Genomic DNA, 17,388 nt, shown 5'->3' with positions numbered 1-17,388 from the left:
ACGTTAGACAGACAATGGAAGCCTTAGTTTAGGCGAGCATGGAGGCCTTGTAAATCATAGACTTCCAGGTTCTTCAGGTAGCGCAGACCCTCGACGGCCGCACGGGCGCCCGACATCGTCGTGTAGTACGTGACCTTGTTGGCCTGCGCGCTCATGCGGATCGAACGCGAATCGGCGATCGCGGAGCGGGTTTCGTCGACCGTCGTGAACACGAGCGAAATCTCGCCATTCTTGATCATGTCGACGATGTGCGGACGGCCGTCCTTCACCTTGTTCACGACTTTCACCGGTACACCGGCCGCCTCGATCGCGGCAGCGGTGCCGCGCGTGGCGACGATCGGGTAGCCGAGTTCGTGCAGCATGCGCGCGACTTCGACAGCCTTGGGCTTGTCGGCGTCCATCACGGTGATGAAGACGGTGCCCGACTCCGGCAGGCGCGAGCCCGCTGCGAGCTGCGACTTGAAGAGCGCTTCACCGAAGGTCTTGCCCACGCCCATCACTTCGCCCGTGGAACGCATTTCCGGTCCGAGCACCGGGTCGACGGTCGGGAACTTGATGAACGGGAACACCGCTTCCTTCACGCTGAAGTACGGCGGCACGACTTCCTTCGTCACGCCCTGCTCCGCCAGCTTCTGGCCGACCATCGCGCGCGCCGCGATCTTCGCTAGCGGCAGGCTGGTCGCCTTCGAGACGTACGGCACGGTACGCGAAGCGCGCGGGTTCACTTCCAGCACGTAGATGATGTCCTTCTTCGAACCGTCATCCTGCGGCACTTGCTGGATTGCGAACTGCACGTTCATCAGGCCGACCACGTTCAGCGCCTTGGCCATCGCGGCAGTTTGACGCTTCAGTTCGGCGACCGTTTCCTGCGACAGCGAGTACGGCGGCAGCGAGCAGGCCGAGTCGCCCGAGTGCACGCCTGCCTGTTCGATGTGTTCCATGACGCCGCCGATGAACACGTCCGTGCCATCGGAGATGCAATCCACATCGCATTCGATCGCGTCGTTCAAGAAGCGGTCGAGCAGCACCGGCGAGTCGTTCGACACCTTCACGGCCTCGCGCATGTAGCGCTCGAGGTCGCGCGGCTCGTGGACGATTTCCATGGCGCGGCCGCCCAGCACGTACGACGGACGCACGACGAGCGGGTAGCCGATTTCGTCGGCGAGCTTGAGCGCTTCGTCTTCGGCGCGTGCCGTGCGGTTCGGCGGCTGGCGCAGGTTCAGGTCCTGCAGCAGCTTCTGGAAGCGCTCGCGGTCCTCCGCGGCGTCGATCATGTCCGGCGACGTGCCGACGATGGGCACGCCGTTCGCCTCGAGGTCGAGCGCGAGCTTCAGCGGCGTCTGGCCGCCGTACTGCACGATCACGCCAACCGGCTTTTCCAGGTCCACGACTTCGAGCACGTCTTCGAGCGTGAGCGGTTCGAAGTACAGACGGTCGGACGTGTCGTAGTCGGTCGAGACGGTCTCGGGGTTGCAGTTGACCATGATCGTTTCGTAGCCGTCTTCGCGCATCGCGAGCGCGGCGTGCACGCAGCAGTAGTCGAACTCGATACCTTGGCCGATCCGGTTCGGGCCGCCGCCCAGCACCATGATCTTCTTGTTGGCGGTCGGGTTGGCCTCGCACTCTTCCTCATAGGTCGAGTACATGTAGGCGGTCTTCGTGGCGAACTCGGCCGCGCAGGTGTCAACGCGCTTGTAGACCGGGCGCACGTTCAGCTCGATACGACGCTTGCGCACGTCCGTGGCGTTGCTGCCCAGCAGCTTCGCGAGACGGCGATCCGAGAAACCGCTTTGCTTGAGGTAACGCAGCTCGTCCTTCGAGAGACTTTCGAGCGTGCGGCCCTTGCATGCCTCTTCCTTCTTGACGATCTCTTCGATCTGCGCGAGGAACCATGGGTCGATCGCGGTCTCTTCGAAGATCTCTTCGCGCGTCATGCCCACGCGGAACGCGTCGCCCACGTACCAGATGCGGTCCGGACCGGCTTCGCCGATCTCGCGGATGATCTCGTCGCGGCTCGTGGTCTTTTCGTCCAGACCGTCGACGCCGACTTCGAGGCCGCGCAGCGCCTTCTGGAACGACTCCTGGAACGTGCGGCCGATCGCCATGACTTCGCCCACCGACTTCATCTGCGTGGTGAGGCGCGGGTCGGCTTCGCGGAACTTCTCGAACGCGAAACGCGGAATCTTCGTGACGACGTAGTCGATGGTCGGCTCGAACGAAGCCGGCGTCTGACCGCCCGTGATTTCGTTCTTGAGCTCGTCGAGCGTATAGCCCACGGCCAGCTTGGCCGCGACCTTGGCGATCGGGAAGCCCGTGGCCTTCGAAGCCAGCGCCGACGAACGCGACACGCGCGGGTTCATTTCGATCACGATCATGCGGCCCGTGCGCGGGTCGATCGAGAACTGGACGTTCGAGCCGCCCGTATCCACGCCGATCTCGCGCAGCACCGCCAGCGAGGCGTCGCGCAGGATCTGGTATTCCTTGTCGGTGAGCGTTTGCGCCGGCGCGACCGTGATCGAGTCGCCGGTGTGGATGCCCATCGGGTCGAGGTTTTCGATCGAGCAGACGATGATGCAGTTGTCCGCCTTGTCGCGGACCACTTCCATCTCGTATTCCTTCCAGCCGAGCAGCGATTCTTCGATCAGCAGTTCGCGCGTGGGCGAGAGGTCGAGGCCGCGCTTGCAGATCTCTTCGAACTCTTCGCGGTTGTAGGCAATGCCGCCGCCGGAACCGCCCAGCGTGAACGACGGACGGATCACGACGGGGTAGCCGCCCGAGCCGGTGGCTTCGGCGATTTCGCCTTGCACCTTGATCGCCTCTTCCATCGAGTGCGCGACGCCCGACTTCGCCGAACCAAGGCCGATCTTCGTCATCGCGTCCTTGAACTTCTGGCGGTCTTCGGCCTTGTCGATGGCTTCCGGCGACGCGCCGATCAGCTCGACGTTGTACTTCGCAAGCACGCCGTGGTGATGCAGGTCGAGCGCGCAGTTCAGCGCGGTCTGGCCGCCCATCGTCGGCAGGATCGCGTCCGGGCGCTCCTTCTCGATGATGCGCTCCACCACTTCCCACGTGATCGGCTCGATGTACGTGACGTCGGCCGTGTTCGGGTCGGTCATGATCGTCGCCGGATTGCTGTTGACGAGGATGACCTTGTAGCCTTCTTCACGCAGCGCCTTGCATGCCTGCGCGCCCGAATAGTCGAACTCGCACGCCTGGCCGATGATGATCGGACCCGCGCCGATGATGAGAATGCTCTTGATGTCTGTCCGCTTGGGCATAACGCTCTCGCTAAATATTCCTGTGTCTTTTACGTCTGGCGGCTCGCGGGTGACTCAGCTTGCCGCCCGGGTGCGCGCGTGGGCCGTCGTTCTTCGAACCGGCTCGCTGCGCACCCTGCTCTGCTTTTGCGCTCGATGCGGCGCTTACGCCGCCTTGGCCTTGTCCATCAGCGCCGTGAAGCGGTCGAACAGATAGCCGATGTCCTGCGGGCCCGGCGACGCTTCCGGGTGGCCCTGGAAGCAGAACGCGGGCTTGTCGGTCAGCTCGAAGCCTTGCAGCGTGCCGTCGAACAGCGAAACGTGCGTGACGCGCGTGTTGGCCGGCAGCGTGGCGGCATCCACCGCGAAGCCGTGGTTCTGCGACGTGATGACGACACGACCGTCGGCCAGATCCTTCACCGGATGGTTCGCGCCGTGGTGGCCCGTTTTCATCTTCATGGTCTTCGCGCCCACGGCGAGGCCCATGATCTGGTGGCCGAGGCAGATGCCGAAGGTCGGGATGCCGCGCTCGATGAAGGCTTGCGTCGCCTTGATCGCGTAGTCGCAGGGTTCCGGGTCGCCGGGGCCGTTCGAAAGGAACACGCCGTCCGGGTTCAGTGCGAAGGCATCTTCAGCCGTCGCTTGCGCCGGCAGCACCGTGACGTCGCAGCCGCGCTCGGCCAGCATGCGCAGGATGTTCTGCTTCACGCCGTAATCGAACGCCACGACCTTGTACTTCGGCGCCGATTGCGTGCGGTAGCCTTCACCCAGACGCCATTCGGTGGTGTTCCACTTGTACGGCTCGTCGGTCGAGACGACCTTCGCGAGGTCCATGCCCGCGAGGCCCGGGAACGAGCGCGCGAGTTCGATGGCCTTCGCTTCGTCGTCGGAGCCTGCGAGGATCGCGCCGTTCTGCGCGCCCTTGTCGCGCAGGATACGCGTGAGCTTGCGCGTATCGATGCCGGCGATGGCGACTACGCCTTCGTCCTTCAGATACTGGCCGAGCGTGCGCTCCATGCGGAAGTTCGAGGCGAGCACAGGCAGGTCGCGGATGATCAGACCGGCGGCATGGACTTTCGTGGCTTCGACGTCTTCGGCGTTGACGCCGACGTTGCCGATATGCGGATACGTGAGGGTGACGATCTGGCGAGCGTAGCTCGGGTCAGTCAGGATTTCCTGATAACCGGTGATGGCCGTGTTAAACACGACTTCACCGATCGTATGACCCGGCGCGCCGATCGAGTAACCACGAAAGACCGTGCCGTCGGCGAGCGCGAGCAGAGCGGGAGAGAATGACGGCAACACGGGAGACTCCTTGGGGGAGCACCCTGTGCCGACCTGTTATCCGACGTTGCGATCTTGCGACCTGTGGGAGCGGCTGCGGCGTCGGCACCCCTTTCCGTGAGGATCAGGATGCGCGCGCGGCTCGCTCGCTTGCGCGACTCTTCGTGCGGTCGACCGTTGTGGCGCCGGGCCACGAGCGCGCGTTTGTGACGCAGGATCGGGCGGCAGCCGGCCAGTTGACGATGAAGCGCGGGCGGCGGATGAACGGATGGGAGGAGGTAGGCGCTAGGGTGCGGGTTGATAAGCTCAAACCTTGAAATTATAGCGCGAAAGTCACCTTTCCTTCAAATTTCAGGATGACGCTGGCGACGGGGAGCGTGCTCGCGGCCCGGTGCATGGCCCTTTCCACTATAGCGGGCGGGGGCGCAGCGGCAAGCGTTGCCCGCACGGCGCCGCACCGAATCACGCCCTTTATGTTTGGGACCCGCCAATGAAAACGCCGCCACCTGGCGGGGTGACGGCGTCAAACACAACAAAAACGGAAAAGTGATCGGAGCGAAATACCATGCGCTGCCCCCGCAACGCATGTTTGAGCACCCTTCGCCAGCCGCTATTTTGTATGGTGTTTCTGCGTGTGGGTGTCGGCCTTCGGGCGGCTCGCCGTACCCTTCGACGCCTTGCTGGGCGCAGCGCTGACCGTCCTGGCCTTGACAGGTTCAGAAACCTTGACGACCTCGGTGCGCGCGCGACCGTGCTTCTTATCGTATCGCGACTTCGACCCGGTGTCTGCAACGCGGGTGCCAATTCGCTGCACTCCACCACCAGAAACGTTCGTTGCCAGACGCTCCGGTCCCGGCTCGCTCGGCATCGCCTTGTTGACCGGTACGTGCAAAACCAGCACCTGGCCGGGCGCGACGTAGTCGCGGCGGGTCTTGTTCCACGCCTTCAACTGGCCGAGCGACACGCCATAGCGGCTCGCCACGGCTTCCATCGACTGCTTGCGGCGTACGCGGATCAGCATCTTGCGCGTGTCGGGTACGTCCGGCTCCATGGCCAGCACCGCGCTTTCCGCCACGTCGGCGCTGATGTCCTCGTCGTCGCCGTCGTCGGTGCGCGGCACCACGAGCGTCGAGCCCGCCTTCAGGCGCATGCCCGCCGGAATCTTGTTCACCGACATCAGCGTATCGGCGTCCACGCCGATCTTCTGCGCAATCGCCGCAGGCGTGGTGCGCGAGTCGGTCGTGTAGACGGTCCACGACGAAAGCTGACCGGAATAGGCCTTCAGGTTGCGCTCGAACGCGCTCGCGTTGTCGAACGGCAGCAGGATCTGCGGGTCGGTCGCGCCGAGAATCACGGGCTTCTTGAACGACGGATTGAGCGAGCGGAACTCGTCGGTCGTCATGTTCGCGAGCTTGGCGGCGACGTCCACGTCGATGTCGTGCGAGGTCGTGACCGTGACGAAATACGGGTGGTTCGGAATGGATGGCAGCGTGAGCCCGTACTGCTGCGGGTTCATCACGATGTTCTTGACCGCCTGAAGCTTCGGCACGTAGTTACGTGTTTCGCTGGGCATGCGCAAGCTTTGATAGTCGGTCGGCAGGCCCGCCGCCTCGTTGCGCGCGATGGCGCGCTGCACGTTGCCCTCGCCCCAGTTGTAGGCGGCCAGCGCGAGATACCAGTCGCCGAACATGTCGTGCAGGCGCGAGAGATAGTCGAGCGCGGCGCTGGTGGAGGCCAGCACGTCGCGGCGCTCGTCCTGCCACATGTTCTGCTTGAGGTTGTAGGTGCGCCCCGTGCCCGGCACGAACTGCCACATGCCGGCGGCCTTCGCGACCGACAGCGCCTGCGGGTTATAGGCGGACTCGATGAACGGCAGCAGCGCGAGCTCGGTAGGCATGTGACGCGCCTCGAGCTCTTCGACGATGTGATAGAGGTACTTCTGCGAACGCTCGGTCATGCGCGCGACGTAGTCGGGCCGCTGGGCGTACCAGTTGGCGTTCATGTCGACGAGGTCGCTCTGCAGGTCGGGCATCTGGAAGCCGCGGCGAATGCGTCCCCAGAGGTCGGCGTCGGGGCTCGTCAACTGATCGACGGAGCCTTGATCGACGTTAATGGTTTCTTTCGCAGCGGAGGTCTTACGAATGAGGTCGGCGTTGGCCTGGGCGTTGGCTGGTGCTTGAGAACTCGCAGACGGTCCCCCGCTCGCACAGGCGGCGAGCATGAGGACCAGCAGCGCACTGATTATGAATCGCATGAAAATCTACATCCGCATGGCTGGAATTTGCAGCCGATAGTACGGAACGTGCCGGTTTCCGTCAATCGGAATTAATGGAAAAAAAGCCATGAAATCCGCAGCTTGGGCGTGATTCCATACGATTGGGTTGAGCATGCCCCCTGGCCCGGCTGGGTCAGCGGAACCGATTCTTCCATTCACGCATCATTGCGAAAGCCGCCAGCCGGTCCGGCACCGATTCGTGCAGCGCCTCTGAGAGCGCGGCTTGCACCGCCGCATCGCCCGCGCGCAGGAAAGGATTGACGGCGCGCTCGTGCGCGATTGTCGTAGGCAGAGTCGGCACGCCGCGCTCGCGCAGCGCCGCCGCCTCGCGGCTCCAGTCGCGCAGATCGCCGTTTTCGGGATCGCAGGCGAGCGCGAAGCGAATGTTCGACAACGTGTACTCGTGTGCGCAATGCACATGGGTATTGCCGGGCAGCGCCGCGAGTGCGTCGAGCGAGTCGAGCATCTGCGCGGGCGTACCCTCGAAGAGGCGGCCGCAGCCGCAGGCAAAGAGCGTGTCGCCGCAGAACACGTGAGGTGTGCCGGTGGCATCGGCCGCCTGGAAATACGCAATATGGCCACGCGTATGGCCAGGCACATCGATCACCGTCAGGTCGAGCGCGGGTGCATCCAGATGGACGGCGTCGCCACCCTTCACGCGCGTGACGAATCCATCGAGCGAGCCGAGCGCCTCGCCGGCCGGGCCGTAGACGGGCACGCGTGCGTCGGCGAGCAGGTCGGCCACACCGCCGACATGGTCGTTGTGGTGATGGGTGAGTAAAATAGCGACGAGCCGCCAGCCGCGCTTCGCGAGGTACGCGCGAACCGGAGCGGCGTCGCCCGGATCGACGGCAACGGCATTCCGGCCGTCCGAAACGACCCAGATGTAATTGTCTTCAAAAGCCGGAACCGGTACGTACTCGTAGGCGCACGCATCGCTCGAACGCGCGTACTCAAGCGGATTCTTCATGGGGCGACGTATTCTTCGACATGTCTGACCGATTGATTATAGACTGGCCCGCCTGGACCGCCTCGCCCGCTGGCAGGTATGTGCTCGGCTGGGAGCAGGAGCAGCTCGACCGCGTGGTGTCGAACATATTCGGCTACCATGCGCTGCAGCTCGGCCTGCCGCAGCTCGACGCCCTGCGCGAGAACCGCATGTCGTGCCGCGGCCTCGTGCTCGATGCCGCCAGTGCTGCAAGCGCACCCTACTCCGTACCCGGCGCGTCGGCCCATTCCCACCCGAACGGCGGGCAAACTCCGCCCGAGGCAGGCGGCGCAACAGCGGACCGCACGCCGGCTGCGGGCGGCGGTTCGTTGCTTCACGCGCCCGCGGGCCGCAGCACTGTCTGGTGCGACTTTCTCGATCTGCCGTTCGAGGCGCAGAGCGTCGACCTCATCGTGATGCCGCACACGCTCGAATTCACGAGCGACCCGCACCGTCTGCTGCGCGAAGCCGAACGTGTGCTGATGCCCGAAGGGCAGCTGCTGATCGTCGGGTTCAACTCGCTTTCACTGTGGGGTGCGCGCCAGTCGGTCGGCAAGCTGACCGGCCATCCGTTCCTGCCCGCGCGCCAGGACCTGATCGCGTTCACGCGTCTGAAAGACTGGATCAAGCTGCTGGGCTTCGAGCTTGAACGCGGGCGCTTCGGCTGCTATCGTCCGCCGCTCGCGACGGACCAGTGGCTCGGCCGCTACGGCTTCATGGAAGCCGCCGGCGACCGCTGGTGGCCGATTTTCGGCGCTATCTATATGGTGACGGCGATCAAGCGCGTGCGCGGCATGCGCCTCGTCGGCCCATTGAAGGTCAAGAAGCCGGTGCTGGCCGCGAGCCTGAAGCCCGCGGCGACCACCCCCTCCCCAACACGCAACAAGGACTCATGAGCACACCCGACTTCGTCGAAATCTTCACGGACGGCGCCTGCAAGGGCAACCCCGGCCCCGGCGGCTGGGGCGCGCTGCTGCGCTTCGGCGCGCAGGAAAAGGAACTGTTCGGCGGCGAGGCCGGCACGACCAACAACCGCATGGAGCTGATGGCGGTGATCGCCGCACTCGACGCGCTCAAGCGCCCGTGCAAGGTGATCGTGCATACCGACTCGCAGTACGTGCAAAAAGGCATCAGCGAGTGGATTCACGGCTGGAAGAAGAAGAACTGGATGACGGCCGCTAAAACGCCGGTCAAGAACGACGACCTCTGGAAGCGTCTGGACTCGCTCGTCGCCCAGCACGAGATCGAGTGGCGCTGGGTGAAGGGTCACGCCGGCCACCCGGAGAACGAGCGCGCCGACGCGCTCGCGAACCGCGGCGTCGCCACCCTCGCGGAACTCTGAGACCGCTGCTTTCCAGGACCGCTTCGCGGCGGCCTCACGCTTTCACGCCTTACAAGACATGCGCCAGATCATTCTCGATACCGAAACCACCGGCCTGAACGCCCGCACGGGCGACCGCATCATCGAAATCGGCTGCGTCGAGCTGGTGAACCGCCGGCTCACCGGCAACAACCTGCACTTCTACGTGAACCCGGAGCGTGACAGCGACCCGGGCGCACTCGCCGTGCACGGCCTCACGACCGAGTTCCTCTCCGACAAGCCGAAGTTCGCCGAAGTCGCGGACGAGATCCTCGACTTCATTCGCGGCGCGGACATCATCATCCACAACGCGCCGTTCGACATCGGCTTTCTCGACGCCGAACTCGCGCTACTCGGCAAGCCGGGATTCAAGGAGCACTGTGGCGAGGTGATCGACACGCTCGTGCAGGCCAAGCAGATCTTCCCGGGCAAGCGCAACTCGCTCGACGCCCTGTGCGACCGCTTCGGCATCAGCAACGCGCACCGCACGCTGCACGGCGCGCTGCTCGACTCGGAACTGCTCGCCGAGGTGTACCTCGCGATGACGCGCGGCCAGGAAAGCCTCGTCATCGACATGCTGGGCGAGCACGCCGCGCCCGGTGCGGCCGCCGCGCCGCGCATCCAGCTCGAGTCGATCGATCTGCCGGTGATCATGGCGAGCGACGAAGAAATCGCCGAACACAACGCCGTGCTCGACGGTCTCGACAAGGCGATCAAGGGGACGTCGGTTTGGCGCACCGAGCCGGCTCCCGCCGAAGCCAATGCGGCCGATGCGCAAAATGCTTAAAAAGGGCTTTACAAGATCGAAAACACCCTGCATAATCTCAATCTCTTCGGGTGGTTAGCTCAGCGGTAGAGCACTGCCTTCACACGGCAGGGGTCACTGGTTCGATCCCAGTACTACCCACCAGAATTCCTGGTGTTGGTAACGACAAGCACCGAAGAATAAAGGCCTCGTTGCGAAAGCAACGAGGCCTTTTGCTTTGGGCTTCGGCATTGCGCGAAACATCCGGTCGGCGCGTTTCACTGTCAGCAATCCGAATCAAACAATCGAAGGATCTAGACCGATGCCGCGCGCCATGCCCGTGGCCGCGAATACCATCACGACAAGCATGAGCGTCTGCCATCTGCCGATAAGCGCGTATTTCGCCGCGCCGGTGAGATCCGGCACGTCGCCGCGCCGCACGGCGAGCCTCCAGCGCAGCAGCGCCATCATGGGTGCGATTTCGAGCAGAAGGATCAGCACGAGCGCGGCCATCTTTACGAGAAAGAGCGGCTCGTGGATGTAGTACTCAGCGCCCTTCTCGAAACCGCCGAACGCACGCATTGCGCCAGTCACGATCAGGACGACCGCCGAGCCGCCCCAGCCGTTGTCGGCGCTGAAGATCATCGGCAGGTCTTCGGTCGACGTGCAGCGGCGCAGGCCGCGCGTGCGCCGCAGGATCGAAGCGAGCGCAAAGCCGAAGGCGAGCAAATGAACGGCGGCGAGCAACCAGCGTATCAGCATTGCAACTCCTTCCGGTGGACGACAGGAACGGCAAGCAATGGTAAAGCGGCGAGAACGCGGACGTCGCGCAACGCGGCCGGGCCACGGGCCGTCAGACCTGCTTGAGCGCGGTGTCGAGGGCACGTGCAGCGGTGCGGTCGCCTTCGGAGGCGAGCCCCACGCGAAACACAGTCTGACGGTTATGGCCCGCCGCAGCGGGCGAATCCCAGAGCAACTCGATCTTCGCGCGGCGCGCGGGCTTGCCCGCAGGCGCTGCAGCAGAGGATGCCGATGCCGGCCGCTGCGCAGCGGGCGCGCCCGGCTCAGGCGTGGCCGCAGACTGGCCGGCTCCCAACGTTGCAGTGGTATCCGTGATATCCGCGGCATGCGCAGCATCCGAAACAGCAACCGGTTCGGCGACGCCACCCGCGGGCGCAGGATCGCCGGTCTGCGGCGGCGCGGGCAAGAGCGCGGGCCCGGACGCAACGGCCCCGCCCTGCGCCGCACCGCAGAGCCAGCGCACCGACAACTCGCGGGCATCGTACTGGCCTACCTTACGGCTCTCCCGCCAGACGACCGTCGTGCGCGTCGCAGCATCGATCGAAACGGCGAAGCGCCCGATCGCGAAGCGCCGCGCGGCGAAGTTGCTGCGCCAGAGCGCGCGCGGCCGGCAGATCCAGACCACGGCGGCATAGAGCGCGGGGGCGGCAACCAGCCAGCCGTTGGTGTCGGCCACGGCGTGGAAGGTGCGACGCCAGCCGGCGGTCCAGACGAACACGCCGATCGAGCCGATTGCGAACAAGAGGCCGAGCACGCCGAAAAATCGCAGCGCCTGACGCAGCCACTGGGGCAGCGGGTGAAACGGCCGCTCGACGCGCGCCTTGGCGCCCGGCAGCACGATCAGCAAAAACAGGAAGACGAGATTCAGGCTTGCCGCCGGCGACGACGCCATGCCTTCGAGCGCGGCGACGAAGTTCATTTGCGCCATGGAGTGCAACCAGCGCGCGAGGATCACGAGCCCGATCGCGCGTAGCGCGAAAAGCGTCCCGGCACCGGGTACGGTGGCCGTGGGCGTCGGTCGGGTTCTGGCCAAGGGTATTCTCCTCTGTCGACCAGAGTTGACGCTTTAGCGTCTTACTCTGGTCCCATGCATAGCTGTCGACCAGAGTTGACGCTTTAGCGTCTTACTCCGGTCCCATGCAACGCTGTCGACCAGAGTTCGCGCTTTGGCACGTCACTCCGGTCCCATGCAAAGCACGCTTTCGTGGGCGCCGCGGATTTTACGGCACGGCCATTATAGGGACATTAAGCGTGCGCCTCACCCGCCGCCGCCGCGAATGTGACAACGCCCCGGCGCATTGCACCGGGGCGTTGGGGAACAGCGGGAAAACCGGGCGCGCCGCAGCGCGTCCAGTTTCGGTACGTAGCTTAGCCGGCGTTGACTTCGCGCAGCACGGTGCGATGCTTCTGGCGCAGCAGTTCTTCGTACACGGCCACGTAATTGCGTGCCATCACCTTCGACGAGAAGCGTGCCTCGAACGCGGCGCGCACCTTCTCGCGCGGCAGCGTCGACAGGCGCTTGACCGCCGCGACTGCGCTGATTTCGTCCTCGACGACGAAGCCCGACACGCCGTTCTCGATGACTTCCGGCACCGAGCCGCGCTTGAACGCGATGACCGGCGTACCGCAGGCCATGGCTTCGATCATGACGAGACCGAAGGGCTCCGGCCAGTCGATCGGGAACACCAGGGCATGCGCATTGCCGAGGAACTCGCGCTTTTCGTGCTCGCCGATTTCGCCGATGTACTCGACATGCGGCAACGCCATCAGCGGCTTGATGACTTCTTCGTAGTAGGCGCGGTCGGCCTTGTCGATCTTGGCGGCGACCTTGAGCTTCATGCCCGCCTGGCCGGCGATGCGGATCGCCCGGTCAAGACCCTTCTCCGGCGAAACGCGGCCGAGGAATGCGAGGTAGCCAGGCTCGACGTTAGGAATCGGCGTGAGCACGTCTTCCGGCAGGCCGTGGTACACGGTCTGCTGCCAGTTGGCCTGCTGCAGCGGAATACGCTGGTTGTCCGAGATCGACACCACCGGCACGTCGTTGAACGCATTGAACACCGGCTGCAGTTCCGGCAGGTCCAGACGGCCGTGCATGGTCGTGACGAACGGCACCGGCTGGCGCTGGAACAGCGAGAACGGGTAGTAGTCGATGTGGAAGTGCAGCACGTCGAACTCGTCCGCGCGGCGGCGAACTTCTTCGAGCAGCAGCATGTGCGGAGCCATCACGTCGCGAATCGTGGGGTCGAGGCGCAGTGCCTGCGGCCAGAACGCTTCGAGCTTTGCCGAGGTGATCGAATCGCCGCTGGCGAACAGCGTGACATCGTGGCCCTGTTCGACCAGCGCTTCGGTCAGGTAGGAGACCACCCGTTCCGTGCCGCCGTACAGCTTGGGAGGAACCGCCTCGTGCAACGGAGCGATTTGAGCGATTCGCATAGTGGTGAACTCCTTCCTCGTAATAAATCGGGCAATAGACTGCAAGTTTGACAATCGACCTATGCAGGCTGCGGCTTCCTTGTCGCCACGCGCCTTACAGGCGTTCCATACCGCTAACCGCGCCGGAAATCCGGACACAGACCCGACGCAGTTGTGAAGCGGCAAGAGAGCGCACACGCGGCGGTTCAGGCGGTAAACGCGCAGGGTTCGCGGCCGTTGACACAGAAGCTGTCAAATTCCCTACGCTGTCCGAGTCGGCATTATCCCGGTCCAGGGTAAATACCGGCTGGATCATTTCAAAGTCTTTACGTTGTTACACACCGGAAACACTCCGCAACCCATTGTTTTCCAAGAGAGTTCTAGATTGGGTGCTGCGCTGCGGGAAGCAACTGCGCGCGATTGTCGCGGCTCTTGTGCGCATGAATCGATCCTGCTCGTTTCCGGGTTCGCAGCCGGCCGACAGCGTGTTGCGAGCAAGCACACCGCTTTTCCGAATGCAATCGGTAATTCTATCTCTAAAACACCTATCTCTAAAACGATCCACGATTCCTGTTGAACCTCCACTGCAACAACGTGTCCCCAATCTGTATCCCGCGCTATCGTGTCGCGATATGATGCGCGTCCGCCGGGCACAGGCGGTGCGCCAGGCCCATGGGGTGTTTACAATGCGGTAAGTCCGCCTTCGTTGCCGCGCGCCGGAAGCCGTTCATCGCCGGAGCGCCCGCTATCTTCCTTGAACTTGCACGGACGAAATTCCGTCAGACCGACCACCCGATCAATTGGAACATCTGACTCCCGCTCAGCGTAACGCCCACAACGCCAAGCTCGCGAGCTATGCGCGGCGCCCGCTCGCGTTCCTTTTCCGCTACATCAAGCGCCATCCGTTCGCCCATACTGTCGTGCTCGCGAGCGTGTTCGCGGCCGTCGGCTGCGCGCTTGCGTCGCAGTACGCCATCAAGCATCTGATCGACGTGCTCGGAGCGGGACGCCACCATCCGGGCCCGCTGTGGACCGCGTTCGCCATCCTCGTCGGCCTGATCGCCGCCGACAACCTGCTCTGGCGGGTCGGCGGCTGGTTCGCAGCGCACACCTTCGTCGCCGTGACGGGCGACCTGCGGCGCGATCTCTTTCAGTATCTGAGCGGGCACTCGCCCACTTACTACGCCGAAAAACAGCCCGGCACGCTCGCCAGCCGCATCACGGCGACGTCGAACGCCGTCTACACGGCCGAGAACACCACCGCCTGGAACGTGCTGCCGCCCTGCATCGCCGTGGCCGGCGCGATCGTCATGATCATCGTCGTGAACCCGCTGATGGCGGCGGGCCTCCTGCTCTGCTCTGCGATCCTTTCGGTGATCCTCTTCAAGCTGGCTGGGCGCGGCTCGTCGCGCCACCACACCTTCGCCTCGAAAGCGGCCGCGGTGGATGGCGAGCTCGTCGACGTGATCGGCAACATGGCGCTCGTGCGCGCCTTCGGTATGACGTTCCGCGAGCAAAAGCGCTTCGGCTCGACGGTCAAGGCCGAACTCGACGCGCGACGCTCGAGCCTGCTCTATCTCGAAAAGCTGCGTCTGCTGCACGCCGTGATCACGGCCATGCTGTCCGCCGGCCTGCTCGGCTGGGCGCTGTGGCTGTGGGATCAGGGCAAGGCGACGTCGGGCGACATCGTGCTGGTCAGCTCGCTCGGCTTCACGATCCTGCACGGCACGCGCGATCTGGCCGTGGCGCTCGTGGACGTGACCCAGCACGTGGCACGCCTCGCCGAGGCCGTGCAGACGCTGCTGGAGCCGCACGGCATGCCCGACCGGGACGACGCCAAGGAGCTCGTGGCCCAGGGCGGCCGCGTCGAATTCGAGGGCGTGACCTTCGCGTATCCGCACCGCAAACCGATCCTCGACCATTTCGACCTGCGCATCGAGGCCGGCCAGCGCGTGGGGCTGATCGGCAAATCGGGCGCAGGCAAGACGACGGTGCTCGCGCTGCTGCAGCACTTCTACGACACCCAGGGCGGCGCCATCAAGATCGACGGCCAGGACATTGCGCACGTTACGCAGGACACCCTGCGCCACGCCATCGCGCTCGTGCCGCAGGACATCTCGCTGCTGCACCGCTCGATCTACGAAAACATCGCCTACGGCCGCCCCGAGGCGAGCCGCGAGGAAGTGCTCGCCGCGGCCCGCGAGGCGCGCTGCGCCGAATTCATCGAGGCGATGCCCGAGGGTTACGACACGATCGTGGGCGACCGCGGCGTGAAACTGTCGGGCGGCCAGCGCCAGCGCATCGCGATCGCGCGCGCCATTCTCAAGAATTCGCCGATCCTGCTGCTCGACGAGGCCACCTCGGCGCTCGACAGCGCGTCCGAAGAGGCCATCCAGCAGGCGCTCGACCGGCTGATGGTGGGCCGCACGGTGATCGCGATCGCGCACCGCCTCTCCACGCTCAACAACTTCGACCGCATCATCGTGATGAGTGCGGGCAAGGTGATCGACGACGGCAGTCCGGAAGAACTGCGCAACCGTCCGGGCCTCTACCGCGACCTCCTCGCCAAGCAGTACGGCAAGCAGGCCACGCTCCATCTGGGCAGCAAGAAGGCCGACGAAAAGCACGTGGCCTGACGCCACCCCGCATGCGGGCGCATCGCCCGCTGGTCTTGCCCCAGACTCCCGGACGCAAAAAAGCCGCTTCAGTGCATCGACTGAAGCGGCTTTTTTTCGCTCTCGAATGGGAGCGAGGCGCGGGTGCTCAGCCCTGCGCGCGCTCGAGCGGCGGCAAGCTCACCCCTTGCCGCACGCAGACCCGGCCGAGATCGCGCATGAAGCGGTCGCGCCAGACCGAGACATTGTTCTCGCGCAACTGGGCCATCATGTCCTGATAGCGCGCGAGGCGCTCGGCAAGCGGCATGGAGAGCGCGGCGCCCAGCGCATCGGCCATGCCGTCGATATCGAGCGGATTGACGATCAGCGCGCCGGAAAGCTCCTGCGCCGCGCCGGCAAAGCGCGAGAGCACGAGCACGCCCGGGTCCTCGGGGTCCTGCGCCGACACGTATTCCTTGGCGACGAGGTTCATGCCGTCGCGCAGCGGCGTGACGTAGCCGACGTTCGACGCCCGGAACAGCGCGGCCAGCACCGCCCGTTCGTACTGGCGGTGGATGTACCAGATCGGCGTCCAGTCGAGTTCCGCGTAACGGCCGTTGATACGCCCCGACTCCGCCTCGAGGCGCAGCCGGATGTCCTGATAGGCATGCAGGTCGGCACGCGTGGGCGGCGCGATCTGCACGAACGAGACCTTGTTGCGCTGCGCCGGCGTGTGGTCGAGCAGGCGTTCGAAAGCACGGAAGCGCTCCACGAGCCCCTTCGAGTAGTCGAGCCGGTCCACGCTCATGATGACCTTGCGCCCGTGCAGCGTGGACTTGAGGGTACGCACCGGCTTGCCGCGCTCGCCGGCCTTGGCGAGTTCCGCGATCTCGTCGGGATAGACCCCGATCGGGTAATCGCCCGCGCAGAGCGTCTGCCCGAACGCCTCGATGCGCGTGAGGCCGTCCGGCTGCATCGCCGTCGTGCCTCCCGCCTCGTTCACGATGTAGTCGCAGAAGGCGCGCAGATCGGGCTTGGTCTGGAAGCCGAGCAGGTCGAACGCGCACAGCGCCTCAACCAGCTCGCGATGCGGCGGCACCGCCAGCAACACCTGCGAGGCCGGAAACGGAATGTGCAGGAAGAAGCCGATGCGGTTCTTCACGCCCGCCGCGCGCAATGCCTGGGCGAACGGGATGAGGTGATAGTCGTGGACCCAGATCACGTCGTCTTCGCGCAGCAGCGGCACGAGCTGCTGCGCGAGCCACGCGTTCACGCGGCTATAGCCCTCGTAGTCGTGGCGGTCGTACTGGACGAGATCGGCGCGGTAGTGGAAGGCGGGCCAGAGCGTGGCGTTCGAGAAACCGCGGTAGTACTGGTCGTAGTCGCGCCGCAGCAGGCCGATGGTGGCGAAGGTCACGGGACCGCGCTCTTCGAGGGCGATCTGCGGCTGGCCGGAGGTGAGCACGTCCCCGCTCCAGCCGAACCACATGCCGCCGGTTTCCTTGAGTGCGTCGTATACGCCCACCGCGAGGCCGCCCGCGGCCGGACCGCCTTCGGAAATCGGCGCGACGCGGTTCGACACGATGATCAATCGGCTCATGAGGGGCGGGGTCCGTGCAGGAAATCGGGAAGGCGTGGCGCGCGCGAGGCGGGGCTTCGGCTCGGCCAGGTC

12 protein-coding genes and 1 tRNA gene are annotated in these 17,388 nt (G+C 64.9%); 5 read left to right on the top strand and 8 right to left on the bottom strand.

Annotated features, from left to right (window positions below; all coding sequences use genetic code 11):
- Nucleotides 1–23 precede the first annotated feature (23 nt).
- From carB to gloB, 4 genes are all read right to left on the bottom strand, one after another.
- On the bottom strand, nt 24–3,278 hold the full coding sequence (gene carB, locus ACOJB8_RS11430) for a carbamoyl-phosphate synthase large subunit (protein ID WP_406952720.1): 3,255 nt from the start codon (nt 3,276–3,278) through the stop codon (nt 24–26).
- A gap of 144 nt (nt 3,279–3,422) precedes the next feature.
- Nucleotides 3,423–4,562 carry a glutamine-hydrolyzing carbamoyl-phosphate synthase small subunit gene (gene carA / locus ACOJB8_RS11425; protein WP_069262544.1) on the bottom strand — a complete coding sequence of 380 codons (1,140 nt, stop codon included), beginning with the start codon at nt 4,560–4,562 and terminating at the stop codon, nt 3,423–3,425.
- A gap of 589 nt (nt 4,563–5,151) precedes the next feature.
- Complete coding sequence (locus ACOJB8_RS11420; protein WP_069262545.1) at nt 5,152–6,795, bottom strand: transglycosylase SLT domain-containing protein; 1,644 nt, start codon at nt 6,793–6,795, stop codon at nt 5,152–5,154.
- Nucleotides 6,796–6,949: 154 nt separating this feature from the next.
- On the bottom strand, nt 6,950–7,786 hold the full coding sequence (gloB, locus tag ACOJB8_RS11415; RefSeq protein ID WP_069262546.1) for a hydroxyacylglutathione hydrolase: 837 nt from the start codon (nt 7,784–7,786) through the stop codon (nt 6,950–6,952).
- A 20-nt stretch (nt 7,787–7,806) separates the two neighbouring features.
- On the opposite strand from gloB, the gene ACOJB8_RS11410 reads away from it, so the two are divergent.
- The 4 genes from ACOJB8_RS11410 (at nt 7,807) to ACOJB8_RS11395 (ending at nt 10,074) form a co-directional block, all read left to right on the top strand.
- A complete protein-coding gene (locus ACOJB8_RS11410; RefSeq protein WP_069262547.1) occupies nt 7,807–8,700 on the top strand; it encodes a class I SAM-dependent methyltransferase in 894 nt (297 codons plus the stop codon).
- Nucleotides 8,697–9,146 (top strand): ribonuclease HI, encoded by a 450-nt coding sequence (gene rnhA / locus ACOJB8_RS11405; protein ID WP_069262548.1) that lies wholly within the window; start codon nt 8,697–8,699, stop codon nt 9,144–9,146. The genes ACOJB8_RS11410 and rnhA overlap by 4 nt, the downstream gene beginning before the upstream one ends.
- Nucleotides 9,147–9,204: 58 nt before the next feature.
- Nucleotides 9,205–9,951, top strand: a complete 747-nt coding sequence (dnaQ, locus tag ACOJB8_RS11400) for a DNA polymerase III subunit epsilon (RefSeq protein ID WP_342945462.1) — start codon at nt 9,205–9,207, stop codon at nt 9,949–9,951.
- 48 nt (nt 9,952–9,999) lie between these two features.
- A tRNA-Val gene (locus ACOJB8_RS11395) sits at nt 10,000–10,074 on the top strand.
- 132 nt (nt 10,075–10,206) lie between these two features.
- Here the strand turns inward: ACOJB8_RS11395 and ACOJB8_RS11390 are convergent.
- From ACOJB8_RS11390 to ACOJB8_RS11380, 3 genes are all read right to left on the bottom strand, one after another.
- Complete coding sequence (locus ACOJB8_RS11390) at nt 10,207–10,671, bottom strand: DUF2214 family protein (protein ID WP_069262550.1); 465 nt, start codon at nt 10,669–10,671, stop codon at nt 10,207–10,209.
- A 91-nt stretch (nt 10,672–10,762) separates the two neighbouring features.
- A complete protein-coding gene (locus tag ACOJB8_RS11385) occupies nt 10,763–11,743 on the bottom strand; it encodes a hypothetical protein (RefSeq protein ID WP_342945461.1) in 981 nt (326 codons plus the stop codon).
- Between the two features lie 335 nt (nt 11,744–12,078).
- Nucleotides 12,079–13,143: a glycosyltransferase family 4 protein gene (locus ACOJB8_RS11380; protein WP_069262552.1), complete on the bottom strand. Its 1,065-nt coding sequence runs from the start codon at nt 13,141–13,143 to the stop codon at nt 12,079–12,081.
- Nucleotides 13,144–13,922: 779 nt separating this feature from the next.
- Here ACOJB8_RS11380 and ACOJB8_RS11375 point away from each other — a divergent pair.
- The gene (locus tag ACOJB8_RS11375; protein WP_342945460.1) at nt 13,923–15,758 is read left to right on the top strand and encodes an ABC transporter ATP-binding protein; all 1,836 of its coding nucleotides are present in this window, start codon (nt 13,923–13,925) and stop codon (nt 15,756–15,758) included.
- 127 nt (nt 15,759–15,885) lie between these two features.
- On the opposite strand, the gene otsA is transcribed toward ACOJB8_RS11375, so the two are convergent.
- On the bottom strand, nt 15,886–17,316 hold the full coding sequence (gene otsA, locus ACOJB8_RS11370) for an alpha,alpha-trehalose-phosphate synthase (UDP-forming) (RefSeq protein ID WP_368727299.1): 1,431 nt from the start codon (nt 17,314–17,316) through the stop codon (nt 15,886–15,888).
- Nucleotides 17,317–17,388: the final 72 nt, after the last annotated feature.

The sequence above is a fragment of the Paraburkholderia sp. BR10141 genome (assembly GCF_056155635.1).
This window is presented reverse-complemented; position numbering and strand designations above follow the sequence as displayed.

Coding starts and splice junctions, on each gene's coding strand:
- ACOJB8_RS11410 (WP_069262547.1), top strand. CDS start 7,807: ATGTCTGACCGATTGATTATAGACTGGCCCGCCTGGACCGCCTCGCCC.
- dnaQ (WP_342945462.1), top strand. CDS start 9,205: ATGCGCCAGATCATTCTCGATACCGAAACCACCGGCCTGAACGCCCGC.
- otsA (WP_368727299.1), bottom strand. CDS start 17,316: ATGAGCCGATTGATCATCGTGTCGAACCGCGTCGCGCCGATTTCCGAA.
- carB (WP_406952720.1), bottom strand. CDS start 3,278: ATGCCCAAGCGGACAGACATCAAGAGCATTCTCATCATCGGCGCGGGT.
- ACOJB8_RS11390 (WP_069262550.1), bottom strand. CDS start 10,671: ATGCTGATACGCTGGTTGCTCGCCGCCGTTCATTTGCTCGCCTTCGGC.
- gloB (WP_069262546.1), bottom strand. CDS start 7,786: ATGAAGAATCCGCTTGAGTACGCGCGTTCGAGCGATGCGTGCGCCTAC.
- rnhA (WP_069262548.1), top strand. CDS start 8,697: ATGAGCACACCCGACTTCGTCGAAATCTTCACGGACGGCGCCTGCAAG.
- ACOJB8_RS11380 (WP_069262552.1), bottom strand. CDS start 13,143: ATGCGAATCGCTCAAATCGCTCCGTTGCACGAGGCGGTTCCTCCCAAG.
- ACOJB8_RS11420 (WP_069262545.1), bottom strand. CDS start 6,795: ATGCGATTCATAATCAGTGCGCTGCTGGTCCTCATGCTCGCCGCCTGT.